Here is a 25633-nt window from a genome sequence, read left to right as displayed (position 1 = left end):
GCGCGTGCTGCGCGACATGTGGATCTTCCGCGCCAAGGGACCCGCGGAGTCGCGCGGCGAGTGGGACCTGATGACCGGGATCGGCCACATCCCGGCCGCGGAGAGCTTCGCCCCGCCCGACCCGGCCGCCTGCCCGCTGGCGCGCTGAGGCCGGCCGCCGGACCGGGCCGGCCGGCGGCCGGCCTCAGCGCGCCAGCCGGTGCAGACCGACACGGCGCCGCCGCCGCCCTGCCTCGATCCTGCCTCAGCCGGTGCCTATATACGGCGTCACCAGGAGGTTTCGTGCCATGCGAGTCCTGTTCTCCACCCTGCTGCTCGCCGGGTTGGCCGCCGGCGGCCTCGCCGCCGCGCCGAAGCCCGCCGATGCCCAGGTGATCGAGGCGCAGTGGGGCTACTACCCGCCGCCGCGCCCCTACTGGCGGCCGCCGCCGCCCCCGCCGCCGGTCTACTACGCGCCGCGCCCCTACTGGTACCGGCCGCCGCCGCCTCCGCCGCCGGTCTACTACGCGCCGCGTCCCTATTACCGCCCGTACTGGTAGGCGTCCCGTCCCGGTCTTGCGGCCGGCGCGGGGTGCGCCGAGGCTGGCGCCGTGTGTACCGTGATCCTGCTGCGCCGCCCCGGCCATGACTGGCCGCTGCTGCTGGCCGCCAACCGCGACGAGCGTCTCGACCGTGCCTGGGACCCGCCCGCCCCGTACTGGCCGGACCGGCCCGGCGTGGTCGGCGGCCGCGACCGCAGCGGCGGCGGGACCTGGATGGCGGCCGGACCGGGCGGGCTGGTCGCCGCCGTGCTGAACCGGCCGGGCAGCCTCGGCCCGGCGCCGGGGAAACGCTCGCGCGGCGAGTTGCCGCTGCTGGCCGTGGCGCAGGGCGACGCCGCCACGGCCGCCGAGGCGTTGTGCCGGCTGGATGCCGGCGAGTGGCGCCCGTTCAACCTCGTGCTGGCGGACCGGCGAGGCGCCTACTTCCTGCGCGGCCTGGGCGCGGGCGCGCCGGAATGCGTGGCGCTGCCGCCCGGCATCAGCATGGTGACGGCGCACGACCCGAACGACCTCGCCAGCCCGCGCACGCGGCGCCACCTGCCGCGCTTTCGCGCGGCCACGGCGCCGGAACCGCCCGACCGCTGGTCCGACTGGGAGGCGTTGCTGGCCGATTCGGAATTCGACCCGGCGGTCGGCGTCGCCGAGACGCTGTGCGTGCCGCCCACGGGCGGCTTCGGCACGGTCTGCGCCTCGCTGCTCGGGCTGGACGCGGCGGGTGGGACGTTGTGGCGGTTCTGCCCGGCGGCGCCGGGGCGCGCGGCCTTCGGGGTGGTGCTGGATACGACGCGCCGGGGATGAGTTCGGGGCGCTGCCCCGGACCCCGGCAAGGAGGGCGCCGCTCTCCTTGCATCCCCGCCAAGGGGCGAAGCCCCCTTGGAACCCCCATACCGCAAGAGACGGCCCGGCCGGGGAAACATCCGGGGCCCGAACGGACGGAAGTGCGGGAGGGCCTCGACCTCTGCCGGATGGGGTCCCCAGGGGCCTTCGGGGAAGGCAGCGCCTTCCCCGGGGCTTCCTCTACGCCTGGAACGGGTCCGCGGCGCCGGCTACCCCCACGCCGCCGCGCCGGCCCGCCACCGCGCCGCGCACCAGGCCAGCGCGTTCCGTGGCCCGCGCGCCGTGGCCACCCGCACCGGCACCAGCCGGTAGGACGGCCCCTCGTAGTCGCGCAGCCGCGCCATGGCCGCCGCGCCCGGCCGGATCAGCAGGCCCGTCACCTCGGCACCGGGCGCGGGCAGCAGCGTCGGGTAGGGCGTGCCGCGCAGGATCACGCGACGCCACCCGTGCAGCACCGCCGGCCGGGCCCGCCGCGCGAGCGACGGATCGCCCGAGCGGCGCGCCAGCACGGCAGGGTCGAGCAGCGTGCCGTAGAGGAAGACCGCCGGCACGCCGCCCGCTTCAGTGGCCGGTGTTCTCGCCCGAGAAGTCCGGCGCGGCGAGGCCGCTGGCCTGGAGCTGCGCCGCGATGTCGTGCTTCAGGCGCTCCAGCCCCGCCTCGTCCTTCGCCTCGGCGCGCGCCACCAGCACGGCCTGGGTGTTGGAGGCGCGCAGCAGCCACCAGCCATCCTCGGTCAGCACGCGCACGCCGTCCACGTCCTGCACCTTGGCACCGGCGGCGGCGAGCCGGTCCTTCACCTCCTGCACCACCTGGAACTTGCGCTCCTCGGGGCAGTCGAAGCGCAGCTCGGGCGTGTTGACGAGCTGCGGCAGCGCCTTGCGCACGTCGGAGAGCTTCTCCGGCAGGCGCGCGACGATGCCGAGCAGGCGCACGGCGGTGTAGGGCGCGTCGTCGAAGCCGTACCACTTGTCGGCGAAGAAGGTGTGGCCCGACATCTCGCCGGCGAGCGGCGCCTTGGTCTCGGCCATCTTCGACTTGATGAGGCTGTGGCCGGTCTTCCACATCAGCGGCTTGCCGCCGGCCTTCTCCACCTCGTCGAACAGCACCTGGCTCGCCTTCACGTCGGCGATGATGGTGGCGCCGGGATGCTGCTTCAGCACGTCGCGCGCCAGCACGACGAGGAGCTGGTCGCCGAACAGGAAGTGGCCCTCGTCGTCCACCACGCCGATGCGGTCCGCGTCGCCGTCGAAGGCGATGCCGAGATCGGCCTCCTGCTTCCTCACCTCCTCGATGAGCTGCTCGAGGTTCTTCATCACGGTGGGATCGGGGTGGTGGTTCGGGAAGGTGCCGTCGATCACGCCGTTGATGACGAAGTGCTCGCCCGGCAGGCGCTCCGCCAGCTTCCTGGTGATCTCGGCGCCGGAGCCGTTGCCCGGGTCCCACACCACGCGCAGCTTCCGCTCGCCGCCGTCGTAGTCCTGCAGCATGCGCGTCACGTAGTCGTCGGCGATGTCGACGTGGCGGTCGCTGCCCTCGGTGGAGACCGGCACCACGTCGCCCTCGGCCGCCATGCGGCCGATCTCCTGGATCTGCGCGCCGAAGAACGGCTTCTTGCCGAGCATCATCTTGAAGCCGTTGTAGTCGGGCGGGTTGTGGCTGCCCGTCACCATCGCCGCGCCGTCGGTGCCGAGGGCGTAGGCGGCGTAGTAGAGCATCGGCGTCGGGCAGGTGCCGACGCGCAGCACCTCGAGGCCGCAGGCGCGCAGCCCGGCGACGAGCTGCGGCTCGAGGTCCGGCGAGGAGAGGCGCCCGTCGCAGCCCACCGCGACCTTCTTCCCGCCCTCGCGCACGATGATGGAGCCGAAGCAGCGGCCGATGGCGAAGGCATCCTCGGGATTCAGCGTGTCGCCGATCACGCCGCGTATGTCGTACTCGCGCAGCACGGTGTGGTGGAACTTGTGGTTGAAGGCGGTCATGGCGGAAGCTCTCCGTCGGAAACGGCCAGGCAGGAAGCGGAAGCCGCCGGTAGCGGGGGCGGCATCAGGGGCGGCCGATCGAGCTGTAGCGGAAACCCGCCGCCCGCATCGCCGCCGGGTCGTAGACGTTGCGCAGGTCCAGCACCACGTCGCCGCGCATCGCCGCGCGCAGCCTCGCCGGCGCCAGGGCCCGGAACTCGTTCCATTCGGTCAGCAGCACCAGCGCGTCGGCGCCGGCGGCCGCGTCGAGCGCGCTCTCGGCGAAGCGCGTCGCGGCGGGCAGCAGCGGCCGCGCCACCGCCGCGCCCTCGGGGTCGTAGGCGCGCACCGTGGCGCCGGCCTCGACCAGGCGCGGCACGACGACGAGGGCGGGCGCGTCGCGCATGTCGTCGGTCTCGGGCTTGAAGGTCAGGCCCAGCACCGCGACGGTCTTGCCCGACACGCTGCCGCCGCAGGCCGCGATCACGCGCTCGGCCATCTGCGCCTTGCGTGCGTCGTTCACCGCGACCACGGTCTCGACGATGCTGATCGGCGCGCCGGCGTCGCGCGCCGTGCGGGCCAGGGCCAGCGTGTCCTTGGGGAAGCAGGAGCCGCCGAAGCCCGGGCCGGGGTGGAGGAATTTCCGCCCGATGCGGCCGTCCAGGCCCATGCCGCGCGCCACGTCGTGCACGTCCGCGCCGACCTTCTCGCAGAGGTCGGCCACCTCGTTGATGAAGGTGATCTTGGTGGCGAGGAAGGCATTGGCGGCGTACTTGATGAGTTCCGCCGTCTCGATCGCGGTGAACAGGATCGGCGTCTCGATCAGGTAGAGCGGGCGGTAGAGGCGGCGCAGCACCTCGCGCGCGCGTTCGCTGTCGGCGCCGACCACCACGCGGTCGGGGCGCATGAAGTCGCCGATCGCGCTGCCCTCGCGCAGGAATTCCGGGTTCGAGGCCACCTCGATGTCGAGGTCGGGCCGCGCCGCGCGCACGATCTCGCGCACCTGCCGCCCGGTGCCGACGGGGACGGTGGACTTCGTCACCAGCACCGCCGGCCCGGTCAGCGCGCGCGCCACCTGCTCGGCCGCGGCGAAGACGAAGGAGAGGTCGGCATGGCCGTCGCCGCGGCGCGAGGGCGTGCCGACGGCGAGGAACACCGCCTCCGCCCCGCGCACCCCGGCATCGAGGTCGTCGGCGAAGGCGAGCCGCCCGGCGGCCACGTTCTCCGCCACCAGCCGGTCGAGGCCCGGCTCGTAGATCGGGATGCGGCCCTCGCGCAGGGCCGCGACCTTGCTGGTGTCGGTGTCGATCACCGTCACCTCGACGCCGAATTCCGCGAAACAGGCGCCGGAGACCAGGCCGACATAGCCGGCGCCGATCATGGCAATACGCATGCGAACTCCCCGAAGTGCCGCGACCCCGGCCACGATCTCCCGGCAGCCGCGGCCACCGGCATGGATGCCGCCGGCCGACGGCAGTCTGCCACGTTTCCCTCGATTTCCCCAGGGCCAGTCGCCGGGCGGCCGTCGGCGACGCCCGCGGGCGGGCGGGCCACGCGGCACGCGGCCGCGCCGGCGCGGCCCGTGGCGGGCGGCAGGACGCTAGCGATAGCGGCCGAGGAAGTCGCGCACCGCCGGCGCGAGGTCCGGCCGCGTCAGGGCGAAGGCGATCTGCGCCTCCAGGAAGCCGGCCTTGTCGCCGCAGTCGAACCGGCGCCCCTCGTAGCGCAGCCCGTGGAAGGGCTGGTCGCCGATCAGGCGCGCCATGCCGTCGGTGAGCTGCACCTCGCCGCCCGCACCCTTCTCCATCCGGGAAAGGTAGCCGATCACCTCCGGCATCAGCACGTAGCGGCCGATGATCGTCAGGTTGGACGGCGCCTTCTCGACCGGCGGCTTCTCGACCAGCCCCTTCACCGAGACCAGCCGGCCCCGGTCCTCGGCCACGTCCAGCACGCCGTACTTGTTGACGCGGTCGCGCGGCACCTCCTCGATCGCGACGACGTTGCCGCCCGTCTCCTCGTAGGCATCGGCGAGCTGCTTCATGCAGGGCGTCTCGCACTGCATCAGGTCGTCGGGCAGCAGGATGGCGAAGGGATCGTTGCCGATGAAGGTGCGGGCGCACCAGATCGCGTGGCCGAGGCCCATCGGCACCTGCTGGCGCACGGTCATGATCGAGCCCGGCACCTGCGTGGAGGCGCGCAGCTCGGCCAGGACGTCGAGCTTGCCGCGCTCCTCAAGAGTGCGCTCGAGCTCGAAGGCGACGTCGAAGTGCTCGACGATCGCGGTCTTGCCGCGACCGGTGACGAAGCAGAACTCCTCGATGCCGGCGGCCCTGGCCTCCTCGACCGCGTACTGGATCAGTGGCTTGTCGACGACCGGCAGCATCTCCTTGGCCAGGGCCTTGGTGGCCGGCAGGAAGCGCGTCCCCAGGCCGGCGACCGGCATGACGGCTTTCCTCAGAGGCTTGATCGGCTTGCTCACGAATGAAAGCCTTCCTGAAGTTCGGGACGGAATGGGGAACCGCTGCTGTTCGGTCCTGCCTCATTGGACCACGCCAACGCGGCGACAGCGTGGCAGCACGGACCGCTTGTGGGCGAGGATTGCCACGCTCCTCCCGGCCACGCAACGCTCCACGCTGGCACGCAATTTGCGCATCTCGCGGTTCGCGCAGTTTGCGGACCACACGCCGCGGTTGCAAGCGCCGAGCGGCACGGCGTGGCCTCCCGGCCCGCCATCCCCGGGCGCGGCGGGGCCGGCGGCGGCAGGCGGCGACGGCGGGGATTCAACGGCCTAGCAGCACGTCCCGCGCCCGGTTGAGCCGCGCCGCCAGCGCCGGGTCGCCGCCGCGATCCGGGTGGTTCGCCGCCATCAGCCGGCGATGCGCCGCCCGTATCTCGGCCGGCGTGGCGCCCTCGGCGAGGCCCAGCAGCGCCAGCGCCTCGGCCCGTGACGGATTCCCCGCGCTCGCCGCTGCGCCCGACGGCCCATCCGCCTTCCCATCCGCCTCCCCTCGGGCCGCGCCCTCGCCGGCCGCCGCGCGCCAGTCCGGCACGGCGCGGTCGAGCCAGGCTTCCAGCAGCGGCACGCTTTCCGGATCCGCCCCGGCGCAGTCGGCCAGCAGGGCGAGCAGCGCGGCGAGGTCGAGATCGGCGAGGTCCCGGCCGGCGAACCGGCCGCGCCGGACCAGCCCGGTCATGCGGCCGCTGGCATGGTCGAGCGTCATCGCCAGCGTCGCCGTCTCCACCCGGCTGACGTCGCCGCCCGGCCCGCGCGCGAAGCGGCGCGCCGCGCGCCGCCCCTGCCACCAGCGCCACAGCAGCGGCCCGAACAGGCCGAGCGCCCAGAACACCTGCCCGAGCCGCCCGCCCAGCACCAGCAGCAGGAGCAGCGCGGCGCCGAGCCCGGCGGCGGTCCAGGCCAGCACCCCGCGCACCGCCGCGGGGCTGGCGGTGGCGAAGCCGCGCAGCAGCAGCAGGAGCAGCAGCAGCGTCGCGGCGCCACCCAGCAGGAACGGCACGCCCTTCCTCTCCCGTCCTCGCCCGCGGCCGCCGGCTCAGCGACCCGGCGCCGGAAGCTGCCCGGCGATGTGCCGCGCCACCGGCCCCGACAGCCGGCCCAGCGCCGCCCGGCCGCCGGCGGCGAACACCGCGACCGCGCGCAGCAGCGCGCGCAGCGTCTCCGCGCTGGCCGAATCGAAAGGCACGTAGGCCCCGCCCGAGAGCCGCGCGATCTGGCGCAGCGCCTCGCCGGCGGCGGCGTCGCTGCCCTCGTGGAAGGCGAAGACCGGCGTGCCGCGCAGGCCGAGCTGGCCGGCGAGGTGGCAGAGCAGGTCCACCTGCTCCTCCACCGCGTCGCCGACGAAGACGGCCGCGTGCACCCGGTCGCGCGCCGTCTCGTTCAGCGCGTGCCGCAGCACCGATTCGATCTGGGTCCGCCCGCCAAGGCAGCGCACGCCGGACATGCGCCGCGCCAGCTCGGCGGCATCGGTCAGGAAGGGGGTCGCGGCGAACTCGCCGAAGCCGCGGTAGTAGGCGAGCTGCACGGCGAGGCCGCCGAGGTCGCGCGTGGCCAGGAACATCTCGCCCTGGAGGTGGCAGGCGCGGTCCCAGCTCGGCTGGCGAGAGGCGGTGGCGTCCACCGCGAAGAGCAGCCGCCCGGGCCGGCCGGCGGGCCGCGCCTGCGGCAGCCGCTCCACCGCCCGGAGGAAATCGGCGACGGCGCCGGTGGCGGCGGCGGGGCGGTCGGGCAGGTTGCTCATGCCTGCCAGATGGAGACCGGACCGCCCGCGCGCCAGGGCACCGCCCCGCGGTCCGGAAGCGGGCATGCGCGGCGGCGGCCCGCGCGGCCCCTGCCCCCTGCCTTCCCGCGCCTCTCCCCGCCCACGCCCTGGCGCCGGACCGCCGCGCCGCGCTTTACTGCGCGGTATCCGACCAGGGAGAGACGCCGCCGTGCGGAGCATCGCCGTCGCCGCGACCGCCGGCCTCGTCGCCACCGGCATCGCCTATGCCGCGCTGGCGCAGCAGGCCAACCAGCAGCTCGACGCCGCCATCGCGCGGCTGCGCGACGCGCTCGGGCCGGATGCGCGGATCGAGTACCGCACGGTGCAGGCCGGTCCGACCGGCCCGGTCCGTCTGGCCGAGGTCCGCATCCTCCGCAACAACGGCGTGCTCACCATCGGCGAGCTGGAGCTGACCGATCCCCGGCCCGACGGCGTCGGCGGCGCGGTGGCGCGCAACCTGCGCCTCTCGCGGCTCGACCGGCCGGGCGCGGTCACCGCCGCGCGGGTGACGCTGGGCGGCCTCACCATTCTCCCGGCAGGCTCGCCCGGGGGCACAACCGGGGGAGCGCCCAGGGGGGCGCCGGGCGGGGTGCCGGGCGGGGCGCCGGGCGGCACCCTGCCGGGCAAGCCCGGCCTCGCCCCTGCTGCCCCCGCCCCTGCTGCCCCCACCCCCGCCCCCCTGCCGGTCACGCTCGGCAGCGGCCGGGTGGAGGGCTTCCTGATGGACATCCCGGAGACGCGGATCGCCGCCGAGCAGGCCGACATCGCCGATTTCCGGCCGGGCGCCGTCACCCGCGTGGCGCTGCGCGCCTTCGCGCTCGGCACGCCGCAGGACCGCACGACGCGCGAGATCCGCGTCGCGCGCGCCGAGGCGGAGGCCACCGACCTCGCCGCCACCGTCGCCGCGCTGATCGCCGGCAGCGCGACCAGGGTGCCGGATGGGCGGCAGAGCGTCGTGCTGGAGGGCGTGGAGGTGGACGGCGTCGGCGGCCCGCTCGGCCGCGCCGCCTCGGCCCGCGCCTCGCTGGACGGGCGGGAAGGCGGCCCGCGCGCGGCCTCGCTGTCGCTGCAGGGCGTGCAGGCCGAGGGCCAGGGCGACCTGGCCGGGCCGCTGCGCAGCCTCGGCTACGAGCGGGTGGTCGGCAACCTGTCGCTGGAGGTCTCGCATGACGGCACGCCGGGCGGCGGCGCCGGGCTGCGCCTCGGCCTCGGCGGCGACGGCATCGGCCAGCTCGCCCTGTCCCTGGCCCTGGTCGGCGTGCCCGGCCATGGCGGGCCGGAGGCGCTGAACCAGCTCCTCGGCGCGCGTCTCGTCTCGGCGCGGCTCGGCTACCAGGACGCCTCGCTGGTCCCGCGCGTGCTGCGCCAGCAGGCGCAGGAGCAGGGCATCCCCGAGGCCCAGCTCCGCGAGGGCGTCGTGCAGATGATCGAGGGCGAGCTGGCCACCCCCGGCCCGACCCCGCCGGCCCTGGCGGCGCTGCGCGACGCGCTGGTGCGCTTCGTGCGCGCGCCCGGCGCGATCGAGATCGTCGCCAGCCCGCCGCAGCCGCTGCCGGTGGCGTCGCTGGGCCAGATCACGGGCGCCGGGCCGGCGCGCGCCGTCGAGGCGCTGCGCCTCGTCGCCACCACGCGGCCGCCGGGCGCCGGCCCGGTGCCGCCGCCGGCGCCGATCCCCGATGCCGCGGTGCCGCTGCCGCAATCGCCGGCCCGCCCCGCGCCCGGCCTGCCCAACCCCGGCCTGTCCACCCCCGGCCTGCCCAACCCCGGCCTGCCCGGGCCCGGCGGCAAGCCGGGCATGGCGGCACCGCCCGCCCCGCAGGGGCCGCAGGCCGTCGCGCCGCAGCCCGTCATGCCGCCCGGCGCCGTGCCGGCCATGCCGGGCGGCAAGCCGACGGCGACGGCACCGATGGCGCCGCCCGCGGCGCCTCCCGCCTCGCCGTCCGCTGCGGCGCCGCCGGCCGGGCTGCCGGGCAAGCCGGGCGCACGGGTGGCGCCGCCGCCGGCTCCGGTACCGCAGGCCGCGGCCCCGAACCCGGCGGGCGGCGGCAAGCCGCCGCCGCTGGGCGCGTCGCCCGGCACCGCTCCCGCCGCGCCGCTTCCCGGCGGCAAGCCGGCGCCGCTGCCGGCCCGCTGACCGCGGCCGCCGCATGGCAGGCGCACAGCCCGGCGGTCGGGCCGGGAGGAGCGGCGGGCAAAAAAAGGGCGGCACCGCGAGGCGCCGCCTAGTCAGGGAGGAAACGTCCAAGAAAGACAGCAGCGCCAAGGGCGTTGCTGCACCGCGATAGCTAGGGTTCGCCGCCGCCCCGCGCAAGCCGTGCGGGGCCGCCGGAACGGCATATCTCGCATCCACGGACGGCAACTCTCGCTATTGCGATATCGGCGCGCCCCGGCGCCGTGCCGACGGGGGCCAGCGGGGCGCGCCGATATCGTGCCGGCCGCGAAAAAGCCTTGCCGCCTCGCGGCCGGCCGGTGACGCTGGCGCCGTGGTCCCGCCGCCCGCAAGCCGGTCGCGCCGGAACCGGCCGCTTCGCGCGCAGGCCACCGGACAGCCTGCTGGGACAGGGGTTTCGCCTCGGCATGGATCCGCTGGAGGAGGTGCAGGCGCTGCAGGCGGACGGCCTGCTGCTCTCCGCGCACGACCGTGCCATGGCCGCCCTGGGCGCGCGGCCGGACGATCTGTGGCTGCGCCACGCGGCGGTGCTGACGCTGGCCAGCGCCGGCGCCACCGGCCGCGCGCTGGACCTGTTCGGCCGGCTGGCGCTGGCGGAGGAGACCGACCCCGAGATCGTCTCGCTCCAGGCGCGGCTGCTGAAGGACGTCGCCTACGAATCGGCGGGCGAGGCGCGGCTGGCCATGCTCGACCGTGCCCGCGCCCTCTACGACGGGCTGTGGCGGCGCACCGGCGACGGCTACCACGGGATCAACGCCGCCGCCCTCTCGCTGCTCGGCGGCGACGCGGCGGCGGCGGCGGCGCTGGCGCGCGCGGTGCTGGCGGCGCACCGCGACGACGGCTCCTACTGGTCGCTCGCCACGGAAGCGGAGGCGCAACTGCTCGCCGGCGAGCCGCTGCGCGCGCTGCGGCTGCTGGAGCGCGCCGCCGCCCTGCCCGACGCCGACATGCGCAAGCGCGCCAGCACGCGGCGGCAGATCCGGCGTGAGCTGGGCGCGCTCGGCTTCGCGCCGGAGGTCTCGGCGGCGCTGGCCGAGGCGCTGCCGGTGCCGCTGGTGGTCCACTTCGTCGGCCACATGCCCGGCGAGGGCTTCGACGCGGCCGCGCAGGACGGGCTCGCCTGGCGCATCGAGCGGGCGCTCGACGAGAACCGGGTCGATGCCGCCTTCGGCGCGCTCGCCGCCGGCGCCGACATCCTGTTCGTCGAGGCGATGCTCCGGCGCGGCATCACGCCCACCATCCGGCTGGTGGGCGACGTGGAGCACTTCGCGCGGCGCTCCGTGGAGCCCGCCGGCGGCGACTGGCTGGCGCGCTTCCACGCCTGCCTCGCGCGCTGCCGGGTCGAGAGCCTGGAGGAGACGCCCTATCCGGGCGACGACCTCGACCTGGTGCTGTCCTCGCGCCGCTCCATGGGCCTCGCCCGGCTGCACGCGCAGCACAATGACGGCCGGGCGCTGCAGATGGCGGCCTGGGACGGCGTGCCGGCCGGGGAGAACCCGTCGCCGCTGCAGGGGGCCGGCACCGCGGCGGACGTGGCGGCGTGGCAGCGCGCGGGCGGGCGGGTGCTCAACCTGGGCTGGCCCTGCGAGCGGCGGCGGCGCGCGCCCGGCCCCCCCTCCCCGCTGCCGCCGCGCCGGCCGATGGCGGTGCTGTTCGGCGACCTGCCGCGCTTCTCGACGCTCGACGACGTGGGGCTCGCCACCTTCTACGGCCGGCCGATGGCGGCGATGGGCCGCGCCGTGGAGGCGCACGCGCCGGCCTACCGCAACGCCTGGGGCGACGCGGTGCAGGCGGCCTTCGACGGCATCGGCGAGGCCGCCGGCTGCGCCTTCGCGCTGCGCGACACGCTGACGCCGGAGCGGCTGCGCGACTACGGCCTGCCAGAGGCGCTGGTGCCCCGGCTGGCGCTCGACTACGGCCCCCTGCTGGCGGTGGAGGATGCGGTGCAACAGGCCCCCAAATTCGCGGGCCGCGCGATGACCCGCGCGGCACGGATCGAGCCGGTGACGCCGCCCGGGCGGATCCACACCACCCAGGCCTTCGCCTGCGAGGTGGCGCTCTCCCCGCCCGGCTCGCCGGGCGCCGCGCTGGTCTGCGAGTATGCGGGCCGCATCCCGACGGCGAAGGGCTTCGGCGTGCTGCCGCTCTACGCGCTGCGCCGGGTCGGCCAGCAGGCGGCGCGCCTCCTGGATGCGCGGCCATGAGCGGCGGCGCGCAGGCCGAGCTGATCGCGGGCCTCGCCGCCGTCGGGCTGTTCCGCGGCCTGCCGCCGGCCTCGCTGGCGCGGCTGGCGGAGGGGGCGCGGGTGCTGGCGCCGGCCGACGGCACGCAGCTCTTCGCGCAGGGCGATGCGGCCGACGCCGCCTACGCGGTGCTGCGCTGCGACGGCCGCGTGCGGGTCGGCGCGCCGGATGCCGGCAGCAAGCGGCTGCTCGTGGAGATGTTCAAGGAGGGCGACGTGTTCGGCGAGATCGGCGTGCTCGACGGCACGACCCGCTCGGCCGACGCGACGGTGGAGGGGCGCGTGCGGCTCGCGCGCATCCGCGCCGAGGACTTCCTGCACGTGCTGGAGACGGCGCCGGCGCTCGGCGCCAACCTCTCGCGGCTGCTCTCCTCGCGGCTGCGCCGCACCTTCATCCTGCTGCAGGACGCGGCCTTCGAGAGCCTGGAGGTGCGGCTCGCGCGCCAGCTCCTCTACCTCGCCGAGCGCGGCGCGCAGCGCACGCCGGAGGGGCTGCGCCTGGCGGGGCGGTTCCGGCAGGGCGACCTCGCCGACCTGCTGGGGGCGACGACGCGCTCCATCATCACCATCCTGAACAATTGGCGCGGTTCCGGCCTCGTCACCTACGACACCGACAAGGCCTACCTGACGCTGGCCGACGAGGCGCGGCTGCGCCGGCTGGTGCAGCCGAACGGCTGAGCCCCGCGCGGCACGGATCGGAAGTCCGGCCTCGCCACCATCGGCCGGACGATGCCGGGCACCGCCGAAGGCCGGGAGGCCGAAGGCGAACCGGACCCGGTACGGCCGGTGACAGGCCGCCGGCGACGACGCCGCCACCGCTGCGCCGCTCAGCCCACGGGCCCCGATCGAGGACGCGCATCCCCTTTCCCCCGCTCCGCCGCGCGGCTTCTGCCACGGCCGGTTTTCGTCCGCATCGCGCGCCCGGCGGCGGAAAGGGATGCCGGTCGGCGGCGGGCGGGACGGATGTCCGTCCGGGAGGGGAGAGGCGAGGATGGCGCGGCGATCCCGGCGACCCGGAAGAACCGGCGGCGGGCGGTGACGGCGGAGCGGTTCGCGGCGATGATGGCGCGTCGGCCGCCGGCCGCGCGGGAACGCCGGCGCCGTGGCCCTCCGGACGGCCGGTCGCGGCCGGCGGCCGGAACCGGGACGACAGACCCGCGCCGGGCAGGCGCCAGCCAGGGAGACGGCATGCAGCGCACCGCACCTCACGCTCCGGAGCCGGGCCGGCACGCCATGCTGCGCCTCGCCTGCCTGCTGCCCGCGCTCTGGTCGCCGCCGGCCCTCGCGGCGGATCCGCCGGCGCCACCGGCGGCCGCCCCGGCACCGGCGGCCGCCCCGGCCGGACCGTCGGAGGCCGTGCCGCCGGCGACCGGGCCCGCACCCGCCCCGCCCGCGGGTCCCGCCGCCGCGCCGCCGGACGCCGCGCCTACCGCCCCACCGGCAGCCCCACCGGCAGCCTCGCCGGCCGCCCCACCGGCAGCCCCGCCGGCCGCCCCAACGGCAGCCCCAACGGCAGCCCCGCCGGCAGCCCCGCCGGCGTCGGACGCGCCGCCCGCGAACCCGGCGCCGCCCGCCATCACGCCGCCCGCAGCCGGATCGCCCGGCGGCCCGTCGCCGGAGGCGACCCCCAATCGACCGCCGGAGGCGACCCCCAATCGACCGCCGGAGGCGACCCCCGACCGACCGCCGGAGGCAATCCCCGACCGACCGTCGGAAGCGGCCCCGCCGACCCGCCCGCCGGAAGCGGCTCCCGACCGGCCGCCGGAGGCCGAACCGGCCCGGCCGCCGGATCCGCCGCCGGCCCAGCCGGCGGCGCCTCCGGAGACCCCGCCGGCGGAGGCTTCCCCGCCGGCCCCCGCCCCGCCCGCCGAGCCGTCCCCGCCCGCGGCGCAGACGCCGCCGGCCGCCGCCGCGCCCTCGCCGCCCCTCGCCGCGCAGGAGCGGCTGACCGACGTGGTCTCGCTGCTCGGCCAGGACGTGAAGGGGCCGAACGGGCAGGTGGTGGCGCAGATCACCAACGTGGTGGTGGACCTGGCGGGCCAGCCGCGCGCCGTCGTGCTGAACTATGGCGGCTTCCTGGGCGTTGGGCGGCGGCGCATCGCCGTGGCATGGCGGACGCTGCGCTTCGGGCCGGGCGGGGTGACGCTCGCCCTGACGCGCGAGCAGCTGCGTTCGATCCCCGAGGTGAAGGAGGGCGAGGCGATGACGATGGCCGTGCCGCCGCCGGACCCTGCCGCGCCCTGAGCATGCACCGTTCGCCGGGAAGCACGGACATGCCCGACGCCCCCGCCCGCGCGGCCCGCCCCCGGCGGTGCCGGCGCGCCTCGGCCCGGCGCCCGGACCACCCGGTGGCGCCGCGCCGCCGGCGCCGCCCCCGCCATGCCCCCCGCCATGCCCCGGACCGGGCGGCCCGTCCCCGCCGTCATCCCGCCGCCCGCCGGACCATCCCCCGTCGGCCCCTCCCCCGCCGAGCGCCCCATCGGGCGGCGCCGGAACGGCGCGCCGCGCGCTGAGGCCGCTTCCATGACCGGCGGACGCAGCGGGCGCGGGCTCGACTGGCTCAACTTCTTCATGGCGAACGTGCAGACCGGATTCGGTCCGTTCATCGCCGTGTACCTGACCACGCGCCAGTGGACCGAGGTGGAGATCGGCTTCGCGCTCAGCGTCGGCACGCTGACCACCATGCTCAGCCAGGTGCCGGCCGGCGCGCTGGTGGACGCGACGCGGCGCAAGCGGCGGGCGGCGGCGGTCGCGGTGGTCTCGCTCGCCGCCAGCGCCCTGCTGCTCGCCGTGTGGCCCGCCACCGTCCCGGTGCTGCTGTCCGAGGTGCTGCACGGCATCGCGAGCTGCGTGCTGGCGCCGTCGATCGCCGCGATCAGCCTCGCCCTGGTCGGGCGCGCGGGGCTGGGCGAGCGGCTGGGCCGCAACGCGCGCTTCGCGGCGGCGGGCGGCGGGATCGCGGCCGCGGTCATGGGAATCGCCGGGACCTACGTCTCGGCGGCATCGGTGTTCTGGCTGACCGCGGCGCTCTGCGTGCCGAGCCTGGTCGCGCTGGGCGCGATCCGCCAGGCCGACCTCGCGCGCCGGGTCGAGGCGGTGCAGGAGGCGGGGCGCAGGGCGGGCGAGGCCGGGTTGCTGTCCGGCGGCCTGTCCGGGCTGCGGCACCTGCTCGGCAGCCGCGGCGTGCTGGTGTTCACCGCCTGCTGCGGCCTGTTCACCCTGGCCAACGCCGCCATGCTGCCGCTCGCCGGCACGCGGGTGACTCAGGAGGCGGGCGACGAGGCCAACCTGATCATCGCCGCCTGCATCGTGGTGCCGCAGCTCGTGGTGGTGCTGATCTCGCCCTGGGTGGGCCGGCTGGCGGAGAGTCGCGGCCGCCGGCTGGTGCTGCTGGCGGGCTTCGCCGCGCTGCCGCTGCGCGGGCTGCTGCTGGCGCTGGTGACGGAGCCGGCGGCGCTGATCGTGGTCCAGGTGCTGGACGGCATCAGCGCCGCCGTGATGGGGGTCCTGCTGCCGCTGCTCGCGGCCGACCTGACCCGCGGCACCAACCGCTTCAACCTGTGCATGGGGCTGTTCGGGCTGGCGGTCGGGCTGGGCGGCACGCTGAGCACCGCGATCGCCGGACTGGTCACCGGCTGGTTCGGCGCGGCGCTGGCCTTCAACGTGCTGGGCGGGATCGGTCTGGTCGCCTGCCTGCTGGTGCTGGCCATGCCGGAAACCCGCCCGGCGCCGGATGACGGCGGGGCGGCGGACGGGGGGTGACGGCGGGCCACGGATGGCGGGCGGCGATCCTGGCCGGCACCGATCTGGCGACCATTTCGCAGATGCGGTAAACGGGCCGCCGGATCACCGCTCAAGGATCATCCCGGCTGCCCGATACTGGCTGCACCTGCTGGTGGAACGGTCGTGCCGATCGGGGGCAGTGCCGCCGCGCGGATTCCGGCCGCCACGACCCGGCATCGCCGCGTCGGCGGCGCGGCATGGGCCCGGGCCATGGCACGGGAAGCGCCCCGCTCGGTCCCACCTCCGGGGCCGGGCTGCCCGCCCGCCCTCCATCGGCCGCCCGCCGCCCCGCGCCGTGCCGGCCCGGCGCCTGCCGGGCCTGCCGCCGGGCCTTCCATCCGGCGGGCGAACCGCCATCGACCCGGCCGCGCGGCCCGTTCCCGTTGGTGCCGCGGCCGGCGCACCCCGCCGTGCCGCCCTGCCGTTCCCCCGCCAACCACGCCCCCCGGTCCCCGGCGCGCTGCCCCGCCGGACCACGCAGGAGCGATCCCGCATGATAAAGCTCAAGCTGCTCCGGACCCGGGAAGGCGAGCCGGGCCATGGAGGCACCGGGCTGCGCGCGCTGATCGTGGCGGCCGACGCCGCGCGGGACCGGCGGGACTGGCCGGCGGCGGCGGCGCTCTACCGGCAGGTCTTCGAGGCGGACCCCACGCGCTACGACCTCGCCATCCAGCTCGGCCACATGCTGAAGGAGTCGGCCGACTACGAGGCGGCCGACGACGCCTACGCCGCGGCCCTCGCCGGGCGCCCCGACGACGACGACCTCCACCTCCAGATCGGCCATCTGCGCAAGCTGCAGCGCGACCTGCCGGGGGCGCTCGCCGCCTACCGCGCGGCGATGGCGATCGCGCCCGGCAACCTGGCCGCCAGGGCGGAGCACGACCGCGTCGCGGCCCTGCTCGCCGCGGCGCCCGCCTCGCCGCCGTCCCCCTCCCCCGTCCCGCCCATCGCCGCCCCGTCCTCCCCCGCCCCGTCTGCCTCCATCCCGTCTGCCCCCATCCCGTCTGCCCCCATCCCGTCTGCCCCCGCCCCGCCTCCCCTGGCCGCCGCGGCGCCGACGGCCGGGCCCGACAGGCAGCCGGAGCCCTCCCTCGATGCCGCGACGCTGCGCACGAAGGGCGACCTCGCGCGCGACGCCCGGCACTGGGACGCCGCCGCCCGCCACTACGGGGCCTATCTCGACCTCGTGCCGGACGATGCGCCGATCCGGGTGCAGCTCGGGCACATGCTCAAGGAATCGGGCAACCTCGCCGGCGGCGAGGCGGCCTATCGCGCGGCGCTGCGGCTGATGCCGCAGGACGCCGACCTGCACCTGCAGCTCGGCCACGTCCTGAAGCTGCGCGGCCGGCGCCTGGAGGCCCTCGAGGCCTACCGCGAATCCTTCCGGCTGCGGCCGGTGCGCAGTACCGCCGTCGAGCTGCGCGGCCTCGATCCGGAGGTCGACATCGACCTCGCCGCCCCGCCGCACGCCGGGACGCGCACGACCTACGTCGAGATCTCCGACCTGCTCATCGTGCTCGCGCGCTCGGCCACCGTCTCCGGCATCCAGCGCGTGCAGCTCGGCCTGCTCTCCCACCTGCTGGGCGGCGAGGCCGGCCGCGACCGGCGGCTGGAGGTGGCCGCCTGGCAGGACGGGCGGCTCTGGCGGCTCCCGGCGGCCACGCTGCGCCGGATCGTCGCGGAGGCCGAGGCGCCGGGCGAGGCGGACCTCGCCGAGCGGCGGCGGCTGCTCGCCGCGCTGGGCGAGAACGCGGTGCTGGCCATGCCCGGCCAGGGCGACACGCTGGTGGAGACGGGCGCCACCTGGCTGCACGACGACCTGACGGCGCAGCACGAGCGGCTGAAGGCCGCCGGCGTGCGCCTCGGCGCCTGCCTCTACGACTTCATCCCGCTGACCCACCCGGAATACTGCCACAGCTGGCTGACCGAGCGCTTCTCCAACACCATCGCGGACGCGCTGCTGCACCTCGACTTCGCGCTGCCGATCTCGGACTTCACGCGCGACGAGATGCAGCGCCTGCTGCGCCAGGGCGGCTACCCGGCGCTGCCGGCGCGCACCGTGGCGCTGGCGCACGAGCAGGTGCAGCCGGCCGGCGAGGAGTGGACGCCCGCCATCGCCGAGCTGCAGGGCACCGAGTACGTGCTGTGCGTCGGCACGATGCACGCGCACAAGAACCACGCGCTGATGCTGCAGGCCTGGCAGATCCTGCTGCGTCGCGGCATGGAGCCGCCGACCCTGGTGTTCGCCGGCAGCCGCGGCCACGGCGTGGACGAGCTGTTCCGCCAGCTCGAGGCGACCGATCACCTCGACGGCCGGGTCAAGGTGTTCGAGGGGCTTTCCGACCGCGAGCTCGCCACGCTCTACCGCGGCTGCCTGTTCACGGCCTTTCCCTCGATCGTCGAGGGCTGGGGCCTGCCGGTGGGCGAGAGCCTCGCCTACGGCAAGGTCTGCATCGCCGCCAACACCAGCGCGATCCCGGAGGTCGGCGGGGCGCTGCCCGTCTACGTCGATCCGTTCAGCGGCCGCGAGATGGCCGATGCCGTCGCGGCGCTGCTGGAGGACCGGGGCGGGCTGGCGCGTCGCGAGGCGGCGATCCGGCAGGAATTCCGCCCGCGGAGCTGGGCCGCCTACGGCGCCGCCTTCCTGCGGGCGGTCGACGAGCTGGCCGCGGCGGAGCGGCGGCAGGCGGTGGTGCTGGAGCCGGGCCGGATCGTCCGGCCGCGCCAGCATGCGAACGCCTGGCGGCACGGCACCGCCCTGCCGCGCCACGACGCCCTGGTCCGCCGGGTGCTCGGCCGGCTGGTGCTGGGCCGCGGCTGGCATCCGCCCGAGACCTGGGGAAGCTGGACCAGCCGGCGCGAGGCGGAGATCGGCTTCGCCACGCCGCTGGCGCCGGGCTCCGCCGTGCGAGTGCTGCTGCAGCTCGTCACGCTGCCCTGGCCGCGCCGCAACCGGGTGACGGTACGCGCGGGGTGCGGCGCGAGCCGCAGCATGGCGCTGCCCGCGACGGGCCGGACGGAATTCGTGCTGTGGCTCGACTGCACCGTGGGCGAGGCCGGCCGGGTGGCGCTGACCCTGTCGATCGAAGGCGCGATGATGGTCGCGGAGGATCCGCGCGAGCTCGGCGTCGGGCTGGCGCGCCTCCTCTACCTGCCGCGCGACGAGGGCGCGGAACGGCTGGAGGCGGCACGGCTGGTGCGGCCGGCGCCGCCGCTCGACAGGGCGGGCAACCCCGCCGTGCCGCGCGACCGCGCCGCCTTCGAGCTGCTGCTCCGCCAGGGCTTCATGCTCGGCGAGGGCTGGGGACCGCTCGAGCGCGACGGCACCTGGATGGACGCGCCCCGCGCCGGCATCGCCTTCGGCGCCGCGGCGGCGCCCGGCAGCCTGGTGCGCGTGGCGCTGCGGCTCGCCTTCGCGCCGCGCGCCAGGGGCCTGGTCGTCACCGCCCGGTCGGCCTGCGGCGGCACGGGCTCGCTGGCGGCGGGCGAGGGCGATCTGCTCTGGATCGACTGCCGCGTCGGCGCCGGCCGGCGGATCGCGCTCACGCTGGAGACGGCCGGGGCGGCGCGCGGCGCCTTCGGGGCGCTGGTCAGGCTCGTCGCGCTGGCCTACGGCGCGCAGGAGGATGCGGCGGAGCGGCTGCGGCTGGCCGAGGCGCTGCTCTTCCCCCGCCCGGAGCGCCCGGCCGCGGCGGAGGAGCGGATCAACATCACCGTCGCCGGCCACCTCAAGGGCAGCTACAGCCTCGCCGCCGTGAACCGCCGGCTGGCCCTGTCGCTCGACGCCGCCCTGCCCGGGCAGGTCCGGGTGGAGCAGGTCGAGGGCCAGCCGGTGCAGGACCTCACCCACATGCCGCCCGCCGAGCGGGCGAGGCTGCGCGAGCTGGCCAGGGTCCCGGAGTTCGAGGAGGGCGCGGAGATCGTCATCGCCCAGCACTGGCCGGTCTGGGTGCCGCCGCCGGGCCGCGACCTGCCCCTCGCCTACGTGTTCTGGGAGGAGAGCCGGCTGCCGCGCCAGATGGTCGAGACCCTGAACCACGGCTTCCGCGGCGTGCTCGCCTCCAGCCGCTCGGTCGCCAAGGCGCTGGTCGATTCCGGGGTGAGCCTGCCGGTGCGGGTGATCGGCTACGCCCCCGACCTCGGCGCCTTCCAGGCGGCGGGGCAGCGGCGCCCGGCGCTGCGGGAGAAGCCGATCGCCGCCGCCGCGCCCTTCACCTTCCTGCACGTCTCCTCCTGCTTCCCGCGCAAGGGCGTGGACGTGCTGCTCGCCGCCTTCGCCCGCGCCTTCCGCCGCGGCGACCCAGTGCGGCTGCTGGTGAAGGGCTTCCACAACCCGCACAACACGGTGGCCGCCGACCTCGCGGCGATGCAGGCGGCCGACCCGCAGATGCCGGCCGTGACGGTGCTGGACCGCGACCTGCTGACCGAAGGCATGGCGAAGCTCTACGAATCGGCGGACGCGGTGGTGCTGCCGACCCGCGGCGAGGGCTTCAACATCCCGGCGGCCGAGGCGCTGGCGGCCGGGCTGCCGCTGATCGTCACCGGCTTCGGGGCGCAGACCGACTTCGCCTCCCCCGACGCGGCGCGGCTGATCGACTACCGCTTCGCGCAGTCGCGCAGCCATCTCGCCACGCCCGGCTCGGTCTGGGCCGAGCCGGACGCGGAATCGCTGGCGCGGCTGCTGCGCGAGACGTTCGAGCAGGCGCGCGCGGCCGAGGCCGGCGACGCGGCGGCGCGGGCCGGGGCCGCGGCACGCCGCGCGCGCGGCCAGGCCATCGCGGCGCGCGTCGGCGACCCGGCCGCCTGGGCCGCGCGCGTGACCGGGGCGGCGCGCGCGCTGCTCGCGGCGCCGCCCGCCGCCATGCCCTCGGTGGCCTGGATCTCGACCTGGAACGTGCGCTGCGGCATCGCCGAGTACTCGCGCATGCTGCTGGACCGCTTCGGCGGCGCCGCCGACCGGGTGGCGGTGCTGTGCGACGAGCGCACCGCGCCGGGCGAGCCGAACTCGCCGCACGGCTGGCCGGTGGTGCGCGCCTGGCGGGTGCTCGACCCGCGCTCCATCGAGGGGCTGCTGCAGGCGATCGAGCGGACCGATGCCGCGCTGGTGGTGATCCAGCACCATCCCGGCCTGATCAACTGGCCCGAGCTGGCGACGATCCTGACCGACCGCCGGCTCGCCGGACGGCAGGTGACCGTGACGCTGCACAACGTGCGCGACCTCCTCGCCAGCGACCCGCTGCGCCTGCCGGGGATCGCCGCGGCGCTGGCCACCGCGTCGCGTGTCCTCGTGCACACCGTCCGCGACGTCAACCACCTCAAGGGCATCGGCCTGATCGACAACGTCACCCTGTTCCCGCAGGGCGCCGACCGCCAGGAGCTGGTCGCGCGGCCGGCGCGGCCGCTGCCGGCCGACAGCGCCCCGCTGATCGGCGCCTACGGCTTCCTGCTGCCGCACAAGGGCTTCGCGACCCTGATCCAGGCCTTCGCACGGCTGCGCGGCACCTGGCCGCAGGCAAGGCTGCGCATGGTGACCGCCGAGTATCCGATCCAGGACTCGGCCGAGGAGATGGCGCGCTGCCGCCATCTCGCGGCGCAGCACGGCGTGGCGGAGGCGGTGGAGTGGCACACCGGCTACCTGCCCAACGCGCAGTCCCTCGCCCTGCTGCACGAGTGCGACCTGACCGTGCTGCCCTATCAGGAGACGCCGGAATCCTCCAGCGCCGCCGTGCGCAACGCCATCGCGAGCCGCACCCCGGTGGCGGTGACGCCGATCTCGATCTTCGACGACGTGGACGACGCGGTGCTGCGGCTGCCCGGCATCGGCGTGGAGGAGGTGGCGGGCGGCATCGCGGCGCTGCTGCGGGACGCCGCCGCGCGCGGCGCGGTGCAGGAGCGTGCCGGCAAGTGGCTGGAGGAGCATGACTGGGCGTTGCTGGGCCGCAGGCTGCGCCAGATCGGCCAGGGCCTCGCCGCCTCGGCCAGCGACGGCGCCGGGATGCCGGCCGGGTAGCGGCGCCCGGCACGCGCGGGACGCGGCCGTGTCGCGCGCCGGGCGCGACCGCGCCGCCCGCGCCGGCGGCCATGCGCGGCGCCGGATCCCACCCTTCCAACAAGTGGCCGAGCAGGCCCGCTGACCCCAGGGCGACGCATGCAACAGAGGACCATCCTGTCCACGATCGAGGGGCACGCGGCGGCCGACCCGGCCAGGGTGTTCTGCCGGTTCCAGACGGGCGCCGGGACCGAGGCGATCGGCTACGCCGACCTGCTGCGGCGGGCGGAAGGCTTCGCCGGCGCCTTCGCGGCGGCGGGCATCGGGCGGCAGGACACGGTGATCGTCATCCTCCAGCACCGGCCCGAGCTGCTCTACGGCTTCTTCGGCGCGATGCGGCTCGGCGCGGTGCCGGCCTTCATGCCCTTCCCCTCGCCCAAGCAGGACCACGCCCTGTTCTGGTCGAGCCACCGCAAGCTGCTGGCGCTGACCGGCATCCGCTTCATCCTGACGTACCGCGCCATCGCCGCCGGGATCGACGAGCACTTCACCGGGCTCGACGTGCGGGTGCTCTACGTCGAGGACATCCTGGAGGGCCTCGCCGCCGGCACCGTCCCGCCCGCGCCGCCGGCGCCCGCCATCGCGCCGGAGGACGTCGCCTTCCTCCAGCACAGCTCCGGCACCACCGGGCTGAAGAAGGGCGTGATGCTCTCGCACGCGGCGGTGCTGCGGCAGATCGACCGCTACGCCGGGGTGCTGGGCTTCGGGCCCGGCGACGTCGTCGTGTCCTGGCTGCCGCTCTACCACGACATGGGGCTGATCTCCTGCCTCATGATGACGGCGGTCACCGGCGCCGAGCTGGTCTGCATGGACGCCTTCGAGTGGGTGCGGCGGCCGACCATGCTGCTGGATGCCATCGAGCAGCACCGCGGCACCTTCGCCTACCTGCCGAACTTCGCCTTCCTGCACATCGCCCGCGCCGCCCGGCCCGGCCAGCGCTGGGACCTCGGCAGCCTGCGGGCGCTGGTGAACTGCTCCGAGCCCTGCAAGCCGCAGAGCTTCGACGCCTTCCTCGCCGCCTTCGGCGACTGCGGCATCGGGCGCGGGACGCTGCAGGTCTGCTACGCCATGGCCGAGAACGTGTTCGCGGTCAGCCAGACCACGCCGGGGCAGCCGGTCGCGTCGCTCGACCTCGACGTGGAGGCGCTGGAGTCGGAGGCGCGCATCGTGCCGGCGGCGCCGGGGCGGGACTCGCGGCAGGTGCTCTCCTGCGGCAGGCCGCTCCCGGGCGCCGAGGTCCGCATCCTCGACGGGGCGGGTGGCGACGCGGCGCCCGACCTCGCCGGGCAGATCGCGATCCGCACCGACTGCCTGTTCACCGGCTACAACCACCTGCCCGAGCTGACCGCCGAGAAGCTGGTGGATGGCTGGTACCGCACGGGCGACCTCGGCTTCCTGCACGCGGGCGAGCTCTACGTGCTCGGCCGGCAGGACGACCTGATGATCGTCTACGGGCGCAACTACTACGCGCACAACATCGAGGAGGTGGTGACCGCCTGCGACGGCATCGCGCCCGGCCGCGTGGTTGCCTTCGCGGTGGAGAGCCGGCAGATGGGCACGCGCGAGGCGGTGGTGCTGCTGGAGCCGGACGGCACGCGCGAGGCGGCGGAACTGCGCCGCGCCGTGAAGGCGCGGGTGTTCGACGTGCTCGGCCTGACGTTGCAGCATGTCGAGGTGGTGCCCCGCAATTCGCTGGTGAAGTCGACCGCTGGCAAGATCAGCCGGGACCAGAACCGGCGCCGCTACATGGAGGAAAGGGCAGGCAATGGCTGACGAGGAGAGCTTCCGGGAGGTCGCGCAGGCCATCGGCGAGACGCTGATGGTGGACCCGGCCACGATCACCCGCGCCACGACCGCCGACGACGTGAACGGCTGGGATTCGGTGACGCATTCCATGCTGGTGATGGAGATCGAGCGCCGCCTCGGCATCCAGTTGCCGATGGACAAGGTGTTCGACCTCGCGGATGTCGGCGAGCTGGTCGACCTGGTGGCCGCCGCGCGGTCGGCGGGCTGATGAAGCCAAGCCTCGTCATCTTCGGCAATTGCCAGGCGCAGGGTCTCTGGGCGGCGGTCTCCGGCCTGCCGTCCTGCGCGGCGGCCTACGACATCGCCTACGTGCCGAGCCACCCCTCGCTGGGCGACACGGATTTCGATCCCGCGCTGCTGCGCCGCTGCCGGATCCTGTGGGAGCAGGTGGGGCAGAACCAGCGGCTGCCCGGCTGGGAGACCCTGCCGGAAGGGGCGCGGCACGTCCGCTTCGCGGAGCTGAGCTTCCCCATCCTCTGGCCGTTCAACTGCGTCGATCCGCGCAACCGGCCGGACCCGCCGGAATTCCCGTGGGGAGTCTGGCCCTACGGCGACCGGCTGGCGCTGCAGATCGCGAAGGAGGGCCTGCGCGGCGAGGCGGCGGCGGCGGCCTACGAGGAGCGCGGCGCGGCGCTGATCCCCTCGCCCGAGCGCATGCTGGCGATCGAGGAGGCGCGCGGCCGCAAGCGCGACGCCAACGCCGATCTCAGCATGACCGGCTACATCCTGGAGAATTTCCGCGGCCAGCGCCTCTTCTCCACCTACAACCACGCCAGCAACCGGCTGGTGTGGGAGATGTTCCGCCGCCTGCTCGCCGGCACGGTGCAGCAGGAGACGGCGGTGCCGGAGGCGGAGATCGCCGCCTGCGAGCGCCGCTTCCTCGACCCCGCGCTGAAGTGGCCGAACTTCGACAATTTCCAGATGCCGGTGCATCCGCGGCTCGCCTCGGCCTACGGCCTCGCCTGGGCGGACGAGGCGACGCTCTACCGGCACTACGATGCGGGGCGGCTCACCTGGCGCGAGTTCATCGCGCGCTACGTCGCCTATCCCTTCCCCGATCCTGCGGCACCGCCCGCCGGGCCGGCCGCGGCCGCGCCGCGGCATCCCGTGGTCGCGAGGCTGGCCGAGCTTTCCGCCGGCATCGCCTCGCTCTCGCGCATGTTCGGCGACGGCGACGAGTGGCCGGTGGAGGCGCTGGGGCGCGAGCCTCTCGGCTATGCGCGGCAGATCGGCAATCCGCCGCCGCCGGAGGCGCCGCCCGTCTCGGCGCCGCTGGTGCCGCATGCCTGCCGGCAGGCGGACCTCGCCACCGACGCCTTCCGCTACTGGTGCGCCCGCATCGGCCACCGGCCGCTGATGCACCGCAAGTACTGGGAATGGTTCTTCACGGCCCAGGCCCTGTGGGAACGGCAGCTCCTGGTCCCGGGCAGCCGCGGCCTCGCGATCGACAACAACGGCGAACCGCTGCCCGCCCTGTTCGCCGGAATGGGCTGCGAGGTGACCGAGGCGTCGGCCTCGGAGGCGGTCCCGGCCAGCCTCCACGATTTCTGCTGGTCATCCAACACGCTGAGCAAGGCGGGCTCGATCGCGGGCGGCATGGCGCTGGCGTCGCGCCTCGTTTCGCTGCTGCGCCCCGGCGGCGTCGCGGTCCTGACGCTGGAGCACAACCTCTCCTCGGACACCGACACGCTGGAGACCGAGTCGCTGTCCCTGTTCCGCCGCGCGGACATCGAGGCGCTCTGCCGGCAGCTCGCCGATGCGGGGCACGCGCTGGACGCGGTGGACTGGCGGCAAGGCAGCGCCAACGCGGACCTGTTCGTCGACCGGCCGCCCTACGGCGTCGATCCGCACCTGCGGCTGCGGATCCACCAGTTCACCGTCACCTCCTTCGGCCTGATCGTGCGCCGGGCGGCGGGCTGACGGCCCGCCGCGGAAGCGGCGCCCGGCGGCCGCGGACGGGGATCAGAGCCG

Annotated in this window: 17 protein-coding genes; 11 read left to right on the top strand and 6 right to left on the bottom strand. The window is 75.9% G+C overall.

The annotated features are described in order from the left end of the window. The first annotated feature begins 287 nt into the window (after nt 1–287). Both M0638_RS03885 and M0638_RS03880 read left to right on the top strand, forming a co-directional pair. Nucleotides 288–539, top strand: a complete 252-nt coding sequence (locus M0638_RS03885; protein WP_248665646.1) for a hypothetical protein — start codon at nt 288–290, stop codon at nt 537–539. A 51-nt stretch (nt 540–590) separates the two neighbouring features. Next, on the top strand, nt 591–1340 hold the full coding sequence (locus M0638_RS03880) for an NRDE family protein (protein WP_248665645.1): 750 nt from the start codon (nt 591–593) through the stop codon (nt 1338–1340). Nucleotides 1341–1588: 248 nt separating this feature from the next. Here the strand turns inward: M0638_RS03880 and M0638_RS28735 are convergent, their stop codons facing one another. From M0638_RS28735 to M0638_RS03845, 6 genes are all read right to left on the bottom strand, one after another. Further along, nucleotides 1589–1930: a gamma-glutamylcyclotransferase family protein gene (locus M0638_RS28735; protein WP_345892985.1), complete on the bottom strand. Its 342-nt coding sequence runs from the start codon at nt 1928–1930 to the stop codon at nt 1589–1591. Between the two features lie 10 nt (nt 1931–1940). Continuing rightward, nucleotides 1941–3356 (bottom strand): phosphoglucomutase/phosphomannomutase PgmG, encoded by a 1416-nt coding sequence (gene pgmG / locus M0638_RS03865; protein ID WP_248665644.1) that lies wholly within the window; start codon nt 3354–3356, stop codon nt 1941–1943. A 64-nt stretch (nt 3357–3420) separates the two neighbouring features. Continuing rightward, on the bottom strand, nt 3421–4728 hold the full coding sequence (locus M0638_RS03860) for a UDP-glucose dehydrogenase family protein (RefSeq protein WP_248665643.1): 1308 nt from the start codon (nt 4726–4728) through the stop codon (nt 3421–3423). 207 nt (nt 4729–4935) lie between these two features. Then, complete coding sequence (galU, locus tag M0638_RS03855) at nt 4936–5814, bottom strand: UTP--glucose-1-phosphate uridylyltransferase GalU (protein ID WP_248665642.1); 879 nt, start codon at nt 5812–5814, stop codon at nt 4936–4938. A gap of 301 nt (nt 5815–6115) precedes the next feature. Further along, on the bottom strand, nt 6116–6850 hold the full coding sequence (locus M0638_RS03850; protein ID WP_248665641.1) for a J domain-containing protein: 735 nt from the start codon (nt 6848–6850) through the stop codon (nt 6116–6118). 36 nt (nt 6851–6886) lie between these two features. Further along, nucleotides 6887–7591, bottom strand: a complete 705-nt coding sequence (locus M0638_RS03845; RefSeq protein WP_248665640.1) for a vWA domain-containing protein — start codon at nt 7589–7591, stop codon at nt 6887–6889. Between the two features lie 190 nt (nt 7592–7781). Between M0638_RS03845 and M0638_RS03840 the strand changes: the two genes are divergently transcribed. The 9 genes from M0638_RS03840 to M0638_RS03800 all read left to right on the top strand — a co-directional run bounded on the left by M0638_RS03840 (nt 7782) and on the right by M0638_RS03800 (nt 25582). Further along, nucleotides 7782–9746, top strand: a complete 1965-nt coding sequence (locus M0638_RS03840) for a hypothetical protein (RefSeq protein WP_248665639.1) — start codon at nt 7782–7784, stop codon at nt 9744–9746. Nucleotides 9747–10189: 443 nt separating this feature from the next. After that, nucleotides 10190–11986, top strand: coding sequence for a tetratricopeptide repeat-containing protein (locus M0638_RS03835; protein WP_248665638.1), 1797 nt, complete (start codon nt 10190–10192; stop codon nt 11984–11986). After that, nucleotides 11983–12702: a Crp/Fnr family transcriptional regulator gene (locus tag M0638_RS03830; RefSeq protein ID WP_248665637.1), complete on the top strand. Its 720-nt coding sequence runs from the start codon at nt 11983–11985 to the stop codon at nt 12700–12702. Before M0638_RS03835 ends, M0638_RS03830 begins: the two co-directional genes overlap by 4 nt. Nucleotides 12703–13977: 1275 nt before the next feature. Beyond that, entirely contained in the window at nt 13978–14268 is a 291-nt protein-coding gene (locus tag M0638_RS03825) for a PRC-barrel domain-containing protein (protein ID WP_248665636.1), read from the top strand. A gap of 279 nt (nt 14269–14547) precedes the next feature. Further along, nucleotides 14548–15786, top strand: coding sequence for an MFS transporter (locus M0638_RS03820; protein WP_248665635.1), 1239 nt, complete (start codon nt 14548–14550; stop codon nt 15784–15786). A gap of 514 nt (nt 15787–16300) precedes the next feature. Next, nucleotides 16301–21817: a glycosyltransferase gene (locus M0638_RS03815; RefSeq protein ID WP_248665634.1), complete on the top strand. Its 5517-nt coding sequence runs from the start codon at nt 16301–16303 to the stop codon at nt 21815–21817. 138 nt (nt 21818–21955) lie between these two features. After that, complete coding sequence (locus M0638_RS03810; protein ID WP_248665633.1) at nt 21956–23629, top strand: AMP-binding protein; 1674 nt, start codon at nt 21956–21958, stop codon at nt 23627–23629. Beyond that, on the top strand, nt 23622–23870 hold the full coding sequence (locus M0638_RS03805) for an acyl carrier protein (protein ID WP_248665632.1): 249 nt from the start codon (nt 23622–23624) through the stop codon (nt 23868–23870). The genes M0638_RS03810 and M0638_RS03805 overlap by 8 nt, the downstream gene beginning before the upstream one ends. Then, nucleotides 23870–25582 (top strand): WcbI family polysaccharide biosynthesis putative acetyltransferase, encoded by a 1713-nt coding sequence (locus tag M0638_RS03800; RefSeq protein WP_248665631.1) that lies wholly within the window; start codon nt 23870–23872, stop codon nt 25580–25582. The genes M0638_RS03805 and M0638_RS03800 overlap by 1 nt, the downstream gene beginning before the upstream one ends. Nucleotides 25583–25633: the final 51 nt, after the last annotated feature.

This window comes from Roseomonas acroporae (assembly GCF_023223525.1).
Lineage (GTDB): Bacteria > Pseudomonadota > Alphaproteobacteria > Acetobacterales > Acetobacteraceae > Roseomonas_E > Roseomonas_E acroporae.
The sequence above is the reverse complement of the archived record's forward strand: the minus strand, read 5'-3'. Positions and strand labels throughout refer to the sequence as shown.

Bases quoted from the DNA above. Each gene is read 5' to 3' on its own strand.
- M0638_RS03885 (WP_248665646.1), top strand. From the start codon at position 288: ATGCGAGTCCTGTTCTCCACCCTGCTGCTCGCCGGGTTGGCCGCCGGC.
- M0638_RS03860 (WP_248665643.1), bottom strand. From the start codon at position 4,728: ATGCGTATTGCCATGATCGGCGCCGGCTATGTCGGCCTGGTCTCCGGC.
- pgmG (WP_248665644.1), bottom strand. From the start codon at position 3,356: ATGACCGCCTTCAACCACAAGTTCCACCACACCGTGCTGCGCGAGTAC.
- M0638_RS03845 (WP_248665640.1), bottom strand. From the start codon at position 7,591: ATGAGCAACCTGCCCGACCGCCCCGCCGCCGCCACCGGCGCCGTCGCC.
- M0638_RS03815 (WP_248665634.1), top strand. From the start codon at position 16,301: ATGATAAAGCTCAAGCTGCTCCGGACCCGGGAAGGCGAGCCGGGCCAT.
- M0638_RS03835 (WP_248665638.1), top strand. From the start codon at position 10,190: ATGGATCCGCTGGAGGAGGTGCAGGCGCTGCAGGCGGACGGCCTGCTG.
- M0638_RS03820 (WP_248665635.1), top strand. From the start codon at position 14,548: ATGACCGGCGGACGCAGCGGGCGCGGGCTCGACTGGCTCAACTTCTTC.
- M0638_RS03810 (WP_248665633.1), top strand. From the start codon at position 21,956: ATGCAACAGAGGACCATCCTGTCCACGATCGAGGGGCACGCGGCGGCC.
- M0638_RS03805 (WP_248665632.1), top strand. From the start codon at position 23,622: ATGGCTGACGAGGAGAGCTTCCGGGAGGTCGCGCAGGCCATCGGCGAG.
- M0638_RS03830 (WP_248665637.1), top strand. From the start codon at position 11,983: ATGAGCGGCGGCGCGCAGGCCGAGCTGATCGCGGGCCTCGCCGCCGTC.
- M0638_RS03800 (WP_248665631.1), top strand. From the start codon at position 23,870: ATGAAGCCAAGCCTCGTCATCTTCGGCAATTGCCAGGCGCAGGGTCTC.